Genomic DNA, 12,330 nt, shown 5'->3' with positions numbered 1-12,330 from the left:
AGGCCAGGACCGAACGGCGCGTTCCTGAAACTGGACGCGGTCTTCACCGTCAGCGGCCATGTCCGCAATGCCGCCCAGCAGATGACCACCGAGTCCGGGGAACGGACGAAGGCCCCCCGAGGAGCTGATGGGGGCCTTCCTGGACGAGCTGCCGAGCCCGGACACAGACCGCTATCCCACCCTGCACGGGGCCTCCACCTCGGCCTTCGCCGGGCGGGACCGTGGGCTGGAGTTCGGGCTGGCGGGCATCCTCGACGGGATCGCGGCCCGCGTCGAGGAGCGGCGCTCCGCCTCACGCAGCTCCGCCTCACGCAGCTCCGCTTGACGCAGCTCCGCCTGACGCAGCTGGCGGTCGATGGCACGGTCCCTGGCGTGCCCGATCAGCGAGGGAAGGGCGAAAAGCCCAAAAAGGGCCAGTACGAAGAGGTACCCCAGGAATGTGTTCATGTCCTCCACTGTCGTCGCTTCGCGTCGAAGAAGTCAGTGGCAGGACTGTCATAAATCATCGAATTACTGCCACACTGGTTCCATGCTGAAAAATGTGGCTGCCGTCCTCCTGAACGATGTACATCCCTTCGAACTCGGCGTCCTCAGCGAGGTTTTCGGCTACGACCGCAGCGACGACGGCCTGCCGGTCTACGACTTCGCGGCGGTCTCCGCCGAGGGCCCCGCCCTGCCCACCCACGCCGGGTTCACCATCAGCACTCCGTACGGCCTCGAACGGCTCGCGGACGCTGATCTCATCGCCATCCCCGCCAGCGGCTCGTACACCGCCCGCGAATACCCCGAGGAGCTGCTCGCCGCACTGCGCAGCGCCGTCGATCGCGGCGCCCGGGTGCTGAGCGTCTGCACCGGCGCGTTCGTCCTCGGCGCCGCCGGACTGCTCGACGGCCGCCGCTGCACCACCCACTGGCGGCACGCGCAGGCGCTGGCCCAGCGCCATCCGCGGGCCTTTGTCGACCCCGATGTGCTGTACGTGGACGAGGGGGCGGTGATCACCTCGGCCGGCACCGCCGCGGCGATCGACGCCTGCCTCCATGTCGTACGCCAGGAGCACGGCCCCGAGGTCGCCAACCAGATCGCCCGCCGGATGGTGGTGCCGCCGCACCGTGACGGCGGTCAGGCGCAGTACATCCAGCGCCCGCTGCCGCGCACCCCCGGCGACACGGTCGGTGACGTCCTGTCCTGGATGGAGCGGCATCTGGACCGCGAGATGACCGTCGAGCAGCTCGCCGCCCGGGCCCATATGTCGCCGCGGACCTTCGCCCGCCGCTTCCAGCAGGAGACCGGGACCACGCCCTACCGCTGGCTGTTGCGCCAACGGGTGCTGCTGTCACAGGAGTTGCTGGAAACGACGGACGAGACGGTGGACGCGATCGCCGGCAGCGCCGGATTCGGCAACGCGGCCGGACTTCGCCACCACTTCCTCCGTACGCTCGGCACCACCCCGAACGCCTACCGCAGGACCTTCCGCGGACCCGTCGCCCCCAGCACGGCTGCCTGACCCGAGCGCTCAGATGCCGCAGCTCGACGCCGACCAGAAGCGACTGGCGGGACGGTCGACGTGCGTCAACAGGGTCTCGTCCGGCGTCATTTGTCCGCCCAATGACGGCGAACACGCCGAAGGGCCCGCTCGGCGTGAGCGGACCCTTCGCAGACTCGGAACTCAGTCGTTCGGCACGGTCTCGTAGCGCGGCGTGCCCTCTGCCATCTGCCGCAGCGCGTCCTTGCGGTCCCTCTTGGAGAGCCGGTCGATGTACAGGTAGCCGTACAGATGATCCGTCTCGTGCTGCAGGCAGCGGGCGAAGTACCCCGTGCCGCGCACCCGGATCGGCTTGCCCTCGGCGTCCTGCCCGCGCACCACCGCGTAGTCGGGGCGGGGCAGCGAGGCGTACGCCGTCGGCACCGAGAGGCAGCCCTCGTTGGAGTCGTCGAGGACGCGCAGCTCCGGCGGCAGCTCCTCCAGGACCGGGTTGCAGACGACACCGGTGTGACGTACACCGTCGTCGTCCGGGCAGTCGTACACGAAGACCTTGAGGTCCACGCCGATCTGGTTGGCGGCCAGGCCCACGCCCTCCGCCGCCTTCTGGCTGGCGAACATGTCGTCGATCAGCGCCGCGAGCTTGCCGTCGAACTCGGTGACGTCCTTGCACTCCTTGTGGAGCACCGGGTTGCCGACGACCGTGATCGGCCGTGCGGTACCGCGCTCGCGGTGCGCCAGCTCACGCTCCTCGCAGTCCTCCGTGTCGACGACGAAGCCGTCGTTCACCTGCTCGTCCGTCCGCTGCTGCGCCATGTCCGCTTCTGCGCCTTCCTGAAATCCCGAATCCGACCCCGTACAGCCTACGGCCAGGGATCAGCAGACTTCCTCGAGATCCCGCCACTCACGGGAGTCCGGGCTGTCGGCGACCCAGCTGTCCAGCAGCCCCCGCACAAGCCCGGCGGGCGCCGCGATGCCGCACTCGCGCTCCGGCGACCACAGATCGCCCGCAGTGCGGTGGCCGAGGGGCCCCGGATGGCCCGGCTCGCTGTGGTCGTGCGGGTCGAGGTGCTCGCCCTCGCCCTCGGCACTCGGCATCCGGCTCTCGGAACAGGACCGGCACAGCAGCCGCACCGACGAGGACCAGTCCTCGGCGGCGAATCCGGCGTCCGAGGCGAGCTGCTCCAGGCCGTCCCGGTCGGCCTCGGTCGCGGCCTCCAGCAGCACCACCCAGGTGGGCACGGGCGAGGGCGCCCAGAGCTCGATCTCGTCGAAGACGGGGTACGAAGGCCCTGCGGAGGTGGTCCGCTCCCCATGGGGCACACCGTCGTGCAGGACGACCTCACCCCAGCGGCGTCCGGAGGACGGCAGCGGGATGGAGAGCACTTCTATCCGGGCCGGGTCGAGCCTGCGGCCCCACACCACCTCGGCCTCGCCCTCGGGTGACAGACGGACTGCGGCGCTGCCCAGCTCCATGCCGACCGGCTCGCCATTGGCGGCGGCCGCGCCCGGCACCTTCAGTCCGTACGCCTGCCAGGAGCGACGGGCCAGCGGCCAGTCCTGCAGGGCTGTGGCGGCGATCCCGACGTTCCACCAGTCGGGGGCGCCGGTCTCCTTGTCCAGCAGCGCGACGGCCCGCAGGCCGGCGGCGCGCGCCTGCTCCCAGTCGTGCCGGAACTTGTGCAGCAGCGCCAGGTTGAACCAGGACTCGGAGAGCCAGGGCTCGAGGTCCGCCGCCCGTGTCAGCAGCGCGCCCGCGTCCTCGTACCGGCCGTCGCCGATCAGCGTGAACGCGCGGTCGGTGGCCTGCCGCCAAGAGGCGGATGGCCGATGCCGTACCTTCCCGAAGATCCTCACGATTCCCGCCTGCCGGTCGCTCGGGTCACTGCCCCCGGACGCATGCTTGTATGCCTTCTTTCGCATCCAACCATGCCTAGTCGGAGGCTCGCTCATTACCCATGGGTTACCCAGGTGGGACGGGGGCCAGACCGCCTCGTGCGAGGACTCTGGCGAGGGATTCGACCACCTCCGGCTGGTAGTCGCGCCCGGTGCCGAGCCGCAGCTGCTCGAGTGCGCTGAGCGCCCCGCCCGCTGTTCCTCCGCTTCCCCCGGCCAGATCGTCGTATGCGTTGACGGCCCGGACGATCCGGGCGGGCAGCGGCTGTTCGCGGTACGGGTCGGCCTGCATCTCCACCACGACGGCGACGGCCGCGGGGACGCCGGTCTGGCGGACGACGGCCCCGCCGAGCAGCGCTATCCGCCGCTGCTCGGCGACGGGCAGGGTGGCGGTGGCCCCCTCCGGTACGGGATCGACGAGCGACAGCTGGCCGATGTCGTGCATCAGCGCCGCGTACTCCAGGACGGTCAGATCGGGCCCGGTCAGGCCCAGCTCCCGCCCCACGGCAGTGCTCAGCGCGGCGACTCTGCGGGCGTGGCCCGGCTGGGTGTATCCGGCGATCTCGGTGGCGCGGGCGAGGGACGCGATGGTCTGCCGGTAGGTGGTCCTGACCGCGGCGTACCGCCGGAAGGAGAGCTGGGCGAGGAGGAGGGGCACGCAGAACACGGGCAGCGCCCAGAGTCCGGCGACGGCGACGGCGAGGGCCATCACGGCTCCGGTGGCGCAGACCGTGGAGCCTATGCCGAGCAGGGCTCGGAGCTCGTCGCGCAGGAGGGGGCCGTACGGATAGCTGGTGCGGGCGCGCAGCATCGCGGCGGCGAGGACGGCGTCGCACAGGGCGGTCAGCACGAGCAGCAGGAGAAGGAACAGCGCGTAACCGGCACCGTGCCCGACCCAGCGCTCCAGCTCACCGGAGTTGTACAGCGGCTGGAAGCAGACGGCGGCAAACCCGACGGTCAGCACCCGCCGGGCCACATGGCCGAGCGCTGGCCCGCTCTCCCGCGCCACATGCGGTACGGCCCCCGCGAGCGCGGCCGCGACCACGACGGCGACGACCTGAAGCACCCCGTGCGTGGTGGGCCGTCCCGCGCACTCTCCGAGCAGCGCGTAGGCGAGCGCACCCGCGGCCCCCAGAGGCGCAGGCTCCCGCTCCCCGGGCAGAGCACCCCACCGGGCGAGCTCCCCGACCGCGATGAACGCCCCGAAGGCAAGGGCGTTCCCGGGCTGGTCCACTCCCTGCCACAGGGTCGCGGCCAGCGCAGCGCCGGTGAGCAACGCGGCGGCGGCGTATACGACGCGGACGAGGTTCCCCGACGAGGGGGTCACCCGGGTCTGCCCGCCGTGCCGGTGTCACGCCCCGGCACCGTCGCCCGTCCCTGGTCGGGCTGCGGAGGGACGTTTCCGCGTACGCCCCGCGCGGCGGCCCCTGCGCCGGACCCGGCACCCGCTCCCGCGCCCACCCCCGCCTCGTCCGACGTCACCGCCGTCTCCCACCCGTGCCGCTCCAGCGCCCGCACCAGCGCCCGCACCATCTGCGGGTCGAACTGGGTCCCCGCGCACCGCTTCAGCTCCTCCAGAGCCACCGCCACCGGCCGCGCCCGCCGGTACGACCTGGTCGACGTCATCGCGTCGAACGCGTCCGCCACCGCAACCACCCGCGCGAACTCCGGGATCTGGCGCCCCACGAGACCGTACGGATATCCGCTCCCGTCCAGCCGCTCGTGGTGGTGCAGGATCGCCGCCCGCGCCTCCCCCAGAAATCCGATGCCGCGCACCATGTCGTGCCCGTACTCCGGATGCAGCTCGATCACCCGCCGCTCCTGAGGCGTCAGCGGCCCGTCCTTGCGCAGCACCCGCGTCGGCACCCCGAGCTTCCCCACGTCGTGCAGGATCCCGGCGAACCGGAGCAGCTCGAGCCGTGCCTCGTCCATGCTCAGTTCGCGCGCGATCAGCACGGACGCGCGCCCGACCCTCTCGCTGTGCCCCCGGGTGTACTTGTCCTTGATGTCGACGGCCTGCACCAGCGCCCGGATTGTGGCTTGGTGCGCGGCACGCTCCCGGTGGTACTGCGCGAAGATCCAGCAGGAGATGTACATCGGCAGCAGCACGAGAAGCGCGGACAGCGGCCCGTACGGACTGCGCCACAGCACGGCCATCATCAGCCCGGCAAGGCCGTGCACACAGTGCGGCGCCAGCGATCGCAGCAGCAGCCCGCGCCAGGCGGTCCGTACCGGCAGTTGTTCCGCGGTGGCGAGGATGCCGCCGTCGAGCGCCGTCAGCACCAGACAGAAGACGAGCGCCCCGGCCGCGGCGGGCAGCAGCGCGTACGGGAAGTCCGGCGCCCGTAGCGTGGGCTCCCCGGCGAGCAGCAGATACGTTTGCGCCGCGCCCCATGTCGCGAGCGCGAGCTGCGCCGCCCGCCAGATCCGCCGTACGCCCGCGGGCCGCTGGTCGACCCGCCCCAGCAGAGCGCCGGGCACGGCGACGAGCGCGGCCGCGGCCGGCGGCAGCAAGAACGCCCCGGCGAGCAGTACGGGGAAGAACGACCCGGCGCCCACCGGCACGGACTTCCCGATGTAGCGGCAGCGGGCGGGCATCTCGCACACGGCGTAGAGCCCGGCGAGCAGCAGCACGGCGCTCCAGGGGACCGCGGCTGCGTGCCGCACCGCGGGCAGCGCGCATACCGCAGCGCACAGCACTGCGCCGAAAATGTAGGCGCGTGCCGCCGCCGGTATGGCCCTCACTGCCCCGCCCTCTCCTCGCCCTCTCTCAAATGGAGCGCCAGGTTAGCGAGTTGGTGGTGCCGCGGCGGCGAGTAGTCAGCTTTTCGCACCTACGGGTGACATGCCGGGGTATACGAAAACGCGCATATGTGAAGCAGGCACATGTGAAGCGGGCATACGCGAAAGGTGCGCCACAACAACCGCGGCGCACCGTGCGTACGTACTGTGCCGGTGCCTACTCCTGGGCAGCGACTCCCGGCAGCTCCACGTCGGCGACCGTCACGTCGTGGTCGGGCACGGCCTGACCGGACCGGATCAGGTCGATGCGCCCCATGACCTTGGCCCGCAGATCGCTGGGCACGTCGTCATGGCCGCAGCAACGCTTGACCAGCTTCTTCACGGCCTGCTCAAGACCGTACTTCTCCAGGCATGGCGAGCACTCCTCGAAGTGCACCTCGAACTTGGTGCAGTCGGCGTCGGGCATCTCATGGTCGAGAAACTCATAGAGATGGTCCAGGACCTCTGAGCAGTCCGTCTCGTGCGGCTCTCCGCAGCTCATGAGCCCGAGCCTTTCGCGTCGTTCGACTCCCCCGCACCGGCAGGGACGAGCCCGCGCTCACGGGCGTAGTCCTCCAGCATTCCGCGCAGTTGACGGCGGCCGCGGTGCAGGCGGGACATCACCGTCCCGATGGGTGTACCCATGATGTCCGCGATCTCCTTGTACGCAAAGCCCTCCACGTCCGCGAGATAGACCGCGATGCGGAACTCTTCGGGGATGGCCTGCAGTGCTGCCTTGACGTCCGAGTCGGGCAGGTGGTCGAGGGCCTGCGACTCGGCGGAGCGCAGCCCGGTCGACATGTGCGACTCGGCGCGGGCGAGCTGCCAGTCCTCGATCTCCTCGGCGGCGCTGCGCTGGGGCTCGCGCTGCTTCTTGCGGTACGAGTTGATAAAAGTGTTCGTGAGGATCCGGTACAGCCACGCCTTGAGGTTCGTGCCCTCGCGGAACTGGTGGAAGGATCCGTACGCCTTGGCGTACATCTCCTGCACAAGATCCTCGGCATCGGCCGGATTGCGCGTCATGCGCAGCGCAGCCGAATACATCTGGTCGAGGTAGCCGAGGGCATCCCGCTCGAACCGGGCATTGCGCTCGACGGTCGTCTCCTCGGACTGCTCCGCCTGGCCGTCGTCGGTCCCTGCGTCGGTCCCAGTGACCGGACCCACCTCCTCCAACGATGTGGCGAGGCCGAATGCGGACCCGCTCGAATCGGAGGATAGACGACGATCCGCTCCGCCCGCCGCCTGAACAGGGGCGGTCTTGGCCGCGGAAAGCACCGTCCACTCCAGGTCAGCGGCGTGCGAGCGGCTCGGGCAGATGGTCGAACCCATGCGACGGACTCCCTACTGCAAGCTCTGTTGACTGACGTCCCGACATCCGCCACAACAGTGCGCGCACCCGCATCATTCCCGGAGCCCGCGCGCCCAGGCCCGGACGGCGTCCGTGATGGTCCGGAGGGTCTCCTCCTCGCTGATCCCGGCGCGTTTGGGCACGGCAAACCCATGATCGCCGTACGGCACTGCCACGAGCTCGTAGTCCCCATCGGGGAACTCCTCAGGCCGCCCGAAGGGATCGTTGCCCCCTTGTACGACGAGGGTGGGCACGCCCGCGCCGAGCAGCTCGTCCGCTCGCGACTTCTCCGGCCTGCCGGGCGGATGCAACGGGAAACTCAGCGCGAGTACGCCCATGGCCCCGAGCTCCCGCGCGGTCCGGCAGGCGACGCGCGCCCCGGCACTGCGGCCTCCGGCGACGACGGGCAGCCCGCGTTTCTCCAGCACGGGCCAGACCCCGCGCCACCCGACGTCCAGCGTCTTCGGCGCGGGAGCGACTTTCTTCCCGGCCACCCGCCACGGCTGCTCGACGAGCGCCACGGTCACCCCGTCCGCGGGCAGCGCCAGGGCAATGGCCTGCACATCCCGCGCCTCGATCCCACCCCCGGCCCCATGGCTGACGGCCACCACGAGCCGAGGCCGCCCGGCGGACACCCAGGTGACGCGGGCGTCGCCGGCGCCGGTCTCTACGATCTCAGTGCCACTCACACGTCCATCCTGCCGCGCAGGGGTGGGACGAGCAGGGACCCGGCATCGCGATACGGCGGGTAAGAACGAAACGGCGGGTCAGAACAGCGTGCTCTCCTCCGGGCCCGACAGCTCCTCCAACAGCTCCGGCCCGTTGTTCTGCACATTGCTCACCGCCGTCGTCACCGCGTACGCCCGCATCAAGCCCTCCGGCGGCGGCTCCAGCAGCGCCCGTACCTGCTCCGGCTGCCTACGCGACGGGTCCAGCCAGGCGTCCCACCGGTCCGGCGTCAGCATCAGCGGCATCCGCGGGTGGATGTCCGACAGCGACCGCGGCCCATCCGCCGGCGCCACCCCCAGCGGCCCCTTCTCCGCCTCCGTCGTGATCACCGAGCACGTCACCCACCACGCCTGCGGGTGCTCGTCCGGCAGCGTCCGGTCGCGCCAGAACTCGTACAGCCCCGCCATCGCGAACACCGACCCGTCCGCAGGCGTCACGAAGTACGGCTGCTTCCGCGGGCGCTTCTTCTTGCCCTCGACCTCCAGTTCCCGCTCTCCCGCCCCGGTCACCCACTCGTAATAGCCGTCCGCCGGCAGGATGCAGCGCCGCGTCAGGAAGGGCCTGCGGAAGGACGGCTTCTCGTGCACCGTCTCCGCCCGAGCGTTGATCATCCGCGCTCCGCCCTCCGGCGACTTCGCCCACGAGGGCACAAGCCCCCACTTCAGCGCCCGCAGCTGGCGAACCGGGCGGGGATCATCCGCGTCTTTCACAGGGCGTTCGAGGATCGCGTAGACCTCCTTCGTGGGGGCCACGTTCCAGTCGGGCGCCAAGGTCTCCTCCGGCTCCCACTTCTCGACCTCGAAGAGACCGGCGAGATCCTCGGGTCTACGACTCGCTGCATACCGTCCGCACATAAGTGCCACACTGCCACTCCCGCCCGCCGCCCGAGGAGCCGCCCGACAAATGGCCAGAACCCACTCCGCCGCCGACCTGTGGGACCGCGTCTTCGGCAGTCAGCCCGCCCCGGAGGAGTGGCTGGTCATCGCCACCGGCCTCGTCGCCCTCGCCGCCGTCGTCCCCCACCCCATATGGCGCCTGTCCCGCAACGCCGTCACCATCGCCCACGAAGGCGGCCACGGCCTCGTCGCCCTGCTCACCGGCCGCCGTCTGGACGGCATCCGGCTGCACTCCGATACGAGCGGCCTCACCGTCAGCGCCGGCAAGCCGACCGGCCTCGGCATGATCCTGACCGCAGCGGCCGGCTACACCGCGCCGCCCCTCCTCGGCCTCGGCGGCGCCTGGCTGCTTGCCGCGCACCACATCACGCTGCTCCTGTGGCTGGCCACCGCCCTGCTCATCGCCATGCTGGTGATGATCCGCAATGTGTACGGCGCGCTCACCGTGATCGTCACGGGTGCCGCCTTCCTCCTGGTCTCCTGGCTGACAGAACCCGGCGTACAGGCCGCCTTCGCCTACGCCGCCGTCTGGTTCCTGCTGCTCGGCGGCGTACGACCGGCCTTCGAGCTGCAGTCCAAGCGCCGCCACGGCGGAGCGCCCGACTCGGACGCCGATCAGCTCTCCCGGCTGACGCACGTTCCGCCCGCGATGTGGCTGTTCCTCTTCCACTCCGTGTCGCTCTGCTCGCTGATCGGCGGCGGCCGCTGGCTGCTGGGCCTCTGACCGACCGCAAGACCCGCACAGCCCTCTATCACTCCTCGGTTACGCCCCTATTTCGCCGCATTTGATCAAGATCCGGGCCTCCGCCGAGCCACTAAAGTGATGGCCATGACCGAAAGCTCCGTCCACCCCGCCCTCTGGCCCGCCCCCTACGCGACCGGGGCCGTCGAAGCGACGGTCACCGTGCCCGGATCCAAATCGGTCACCAACCGTGCCCTGGTGCTGGCCGCACTCGCCGCCGAGCCGGGCTGGCTGCGCCGCCCGCTGCGCTCCCGCGACAGCTTCCTGATGGCGGAGGCGCTGCGCGCCCTCGGCGTCGGTATCGAGGAAGGCGTGGGCCCGGACGGCGAGGGCGAAACCTGGCGCGTGATCCCGGCCGGCCTGCACGGCCCGGCCACGGTCGACGTCGGCAACGCCGGCACCGTCATGCGCTTCCTGCCCCCGGTCGCCGCCCTCGCCGACGGTTCGGTCCGCTTCGACGGCGACCCCCGTTCCTACGAGCGCCCGCTGAACGGCGTGATCGACGCCCTGCGTGTCCTCGGCGCCCGTATCGACGACGACGGCCGCGGCTCGCTCCCGATGACCGTGCACGGCAGCGGCGCGCTCGACGGCGGGTCGGTCAGGATCGACGCGTCCTCGTCCTCCCAGTTCGTCTCCGCCCTGCTGCTGTCCGCCCCGCGCTTCAACCAGGGCGTGGAGGTACGGCACATCGGCGGCACCCTGCCCTCCATGCCACACATCCGGATGACCGTCGACATGCTCCGCGCCGTCGGCGCCCAGGTCGACGAGCCGGAGACCGGGGGCGAGCCCAACGTCTGGCGGGTCTCCCCGTCCGCCCTGCTCGGCCGCGATCTGACCGTCGAGCCCGACCTGTCCAACGCCCAGCCGTTCCTCGCCGCCGCACTGATCACCGGCGGCCGGGTCACCATCCCCGACTGGCCCGAGCGGACCACCCAGCCCGGTGACGCGCTGCGCCGGATCTTCACCGAGATGGGCGGCTCCTGCCGGCTGACCGAGGCGGGTCTGACCTTCACCGGCACCGGCCGAATCCACGGCATCGACACCGACCTCGGCGAGGTCGGCGAACTGACCCCCGGCATCGCGGCCGTCGCCGCGCTCGCCGACTCCCCCTCCACGCTGCGCGGCGTCGCCCATCTGCGCCTCCATGAGACGGACCGCCTCGCGGCCCTGACCAAGGAGATCAACGAACTCGGCGGCGATGTCACGGAGACCGAGGACGGCCTGCACATCCGCCCGCGCCCGCTGCACGGCGGCGTCTTCCATACGTACGACGACCACCGGATGGCCACGGCCGGCGCAGTCATCGGCCTCGCCGTCGAGGGCGTACAGATCGAGAACGTGGCAACGACCGCCAAGACCCTGCCCGACTTCCCGCGGATGTGGGCCGGAATGCTCGGGGCCTGACGAGATGCGCCGCTACGGCAAGAACCCCGACGAGGACGACATCCGCGTCCGCCCCAACCGCAAGGGCAACCGCCCCCGGACCAATATCCGCCCCAAGCACGAGGACGCGGTCGAGGGCATGGTCCTGACCGTCGACCGCGGCCGGCTCACCTGCCTCGTCGACGACCGCGTCGTCATGGCGATGAAGGCCCGCGAGCTGGGCCGCAAGGCCGCGGTGGTCGGTGACCGGGTCGGGATCGTCGGCGATCTCTCCGGCGAGAAGGACACCCTCGCCCGCATCGTGCGCATCGAGGAGCGGAAATCCGTGCTGCGGCGGACGGCCGACGACGACGATCCGTACGAGCGGGTCGTCGTCGCCAACGCCGATCAGCTGGCGATCGTGACGGCGCTCGCCGACCCCGAACCACGGCCGCGGCTGATCGACCGCTGCATCGTCGCGGCGTACGACGGCGGGCTCACACCACTCCTCGTACTGACCAAGTCGGATCTGGCCTCGCCCGACGAACTGCTGGAGAAGTACGGCGCGCTGGGCGTCCCCCATATCGTCACCACCCGCGACGAGTTCGTGGACGGCGTCGCCGCCGAGCGGGTCCATGAGCACCTCAAAGGCCGGACCACCGTGTTCGTCGGCCACTCCGGCGTCGGCAAGACGACCCTGGTCAACGCCCTCGTACCGAAGGAGCGCCGACGCAGCACCGGCGTCGTCAACGCGGTCACCGGCCGCGGCCGGCACACCACCACATCGGCGCTCGCGCTCCCGTTGGCGGCCAAGGAGGGCGGCTGGGTGATCGACACCCCGGGCGTGCGCTCCTTCGGGCTGCACCATGTCAGTCCGTCCCGGGTGATCCTCGCTTTCCCCGATCTCGTACCGGGTACGGAAGGCTGTCCGCGAGCATGCAGTCATGACGAGCCGGACTGCGCGCTCGACGACTGGGTGACTGAGGGGCATGCGGATCCGGCGCGGCTGTACTCGCTGCGGCGGCTGCTCGCTACCAGGGAGCGACGCGAAGGCGACTGACTCGCGCACGTTTGCGGCCCGCCGCTCTTGGTAAGT

General features: G+C 70.9%; 13 protein-coding genes. 5 read left to right on the top strand and 8 right to left on the bottom strand.

Annotated elements, in window-relative coordinates:
- The first annotated feature begins 127 nt into the window (after positions 1 to 127).
- On the top strand, positions 128 to 325 hold the full coding sequence (locus tag ACH492_RS07750) for a hypothetical protein (protein ID WP_398983904.1): 198 nt from the start codon (positions 128 to 130) through the stop codon (positions 323 to 325).
- A 204-nt stretch (positions 326 to 529) separates the two neighbouring features.
- A complete protein-coding gene (locus ACH492_RS07745; protein ID WP_398983902.1) occupies positions 530 to 1,504 on the top strand; it encodes a helix-turn-helix domain-containing protein in 975 nt (324 codons plus the stop codon).
- 162 nt (positions 1,505 to 1,666) lie between these two features.
- Here the strand turns inward: ACH492_RS07745 and def are convergent, their stop codons facing one another.
- The 8 genes from def to ACH492_RS07705 all read right to left on the bottom strand — a co-directional run bounded on the left by def (position 1,667) and on the right by ACH492_RS07705 (position 9,088).
- The gene (def, locus tag ACH492_RS07740) at positions 1,667 to 2,296 is read right to left on the bottom strand and encodes a peptide deformylase (RefSeq protein WP_398983900.1); all 630 of its coding nucleotides are present in this window, start codon (positions 2,294 to 2,296) and stop codon (positions 1,667 to 1,669) included.
- Positions 2,297 to 2,356: 60 nt separating this feature from the next.
- Positions 2,357 to 3,337: a tetratricopeptide repeat protein gene (locus ACH492_RS07735; protein ID WP_398984794.1), complete on the bottom strand. Its 981-nt coding sequence runs from the start codon at positions 3,335 to 3,337 to the stop codon at positions 2,357 to 2,359.
- A gap of 106 nt (positions 3,338 to 3,443) precedes the next feature.
- Positions 3,444 to 4,703, bottom strand: coding sequence for an HD-GYP domain-containing protein (locus tag ACH492_RS07730; RefSeq protein ID WP_398983898.1), 1,260 nt, complete (start codon positions 4,701 to 4,703; stop codon positions 3,444 to 3,446).
- The gene (locus tag ACH492_RS07725) at positions 4,700 to 6,121 is read right to left on the bottom strand and encodes an HD-GYP domain-containing protein (RefSeq protein ID WP_398983896.1); all 1,422 of its coding nucleotides are present in this window, start codon (positions 6,119 to 6,121) and stop codon (positions 4,700 to 4,702) included. Before ACH492_RS07725 ends, ACH492_RS07730 begins: the two co-directional genes overlap by 4 nt.
- 214 nt (positions 6,122 to 6,335) lie before the next feature.
- Positions 6,336 to 6,659 carry a mycothiol system anti-sigma-R factor gene (gene rsrA / locus ACH492_RS07720; protein ID WP_307661233.1) on the bottom strand — a complete coding sequence of 108 codons (324 nt, stop codon included), beginning with the start codon at positions 6,657 to 6,659 and terminating at the stop codon, positions 6,336 to 6,338.
- Positions 6,656 to 7,321 (bottom strand): sigma-70 family RNA polymerase sigma factor, encoded by a 666-nt coding sequence (locus ACH492_RS07715; RefSeq protein ID WP_307665828.1) that lies wholly within the window; start codon positions 7,319 to 7,321, stop codon positions 6,656 to 6,658. Before ACH492_RS07715 ends, rsrA begins: the two co-directional genes overlap by 4 nt.
- Positions 7,322 to 7,558: 237 nt before the next feature.
- Positions 7,559 to 8,194 (bottom strand): alpha/beta family hydrolase, encoded by a 636-nt coding sequence (locus ACH492_RS07710; RefSeq protein ID WP_398983894.1) that lies wholly within the window; start codon positions 8,192 to 8,194, stop codon positions 7,559 to 7,561.
- A 78-nt stretch (positions 8,195 to 8,272) separates the two neighbouring features.
- Positions 8,273 to 9,088, bottom strand: a complete 816-nt coding sequence (locus ACH492_RS07705; RefSeq protein ID WP_398983892.1) for an SOS response-associated peptidase — start codon at positions 9,086 to 9,088, stop codon at positions 8,273 to 8,275.
- Positions 9,089 to 9,137: 49 nt separating this feature from the next.
- Here ACH492_RS07705 and ACH492_RS07700 point away from each other — a divergent pair, with 49 nt between their 5' ends.
- The 3 genes from ACH492_RS07700 to rsgA all read left to right on the top strand — a co-directional run bounded on the left by ACH492_RS07700 (position 9,138) and on the right by rsgA (position 12,294).
- Positions 9,138 to 9,854: a M50 family metallopeptidase gene (locus ACH492_RS07700; RefSeq protein ID WP_398983890.1), complete on the top strand. Its 717-nt coding sequence runs from the start codon at positions 9,138 to 9,140 to the stop codon at positions 9,852 to 9,854.
- A gap of 105 nt (positions 9,855 to 9,959) precedes the next feature.
- Complete coding sequence (gene aroA / locus ACH492_RS07695; RefSeq protein WP_398983888.1) at positions 9,960 to 11,276, top strand: 3-phosphoshikimate 1-carboxyvinyltransferase; 1,317 nt, start codon at positions 9,960 to 9,962, stop codon at positions 11,274 to 11,276.
- Positions 11,277 to 11,280: 4 nt separating this feature from the next.
- The gene (rsgA, locus tag ACH492_RS07690; protein WP_398983886.1) at positions 11,281 to 12,294 is read left to right on the top strand and encodes a ribosome small subunit-dependent GTPase A; all 1,014 of its coding nucleotides are present in this window, start codon (positions 11,281 to 11,283) and stop codon (positions 12,292 to 12,294) included.
- Positions 12,295 to 12,330: the final 36 nt, after the last annotated feature.

It is taken from the genome of Streptomyces sp. NPDC019443 (assembly GCF_044389785.1).
Taxonomy (GTDB): Bacteria; Actinomycetota; Actinomycetes; order Streptomycetales; family Streptomycetaceae; genus Streptomyces.
The sequence above is the reverse complement of the archived record's forward strand: the minus strand, read 5'-3'. Positions and strand labels throughout refer to the sequence as shown.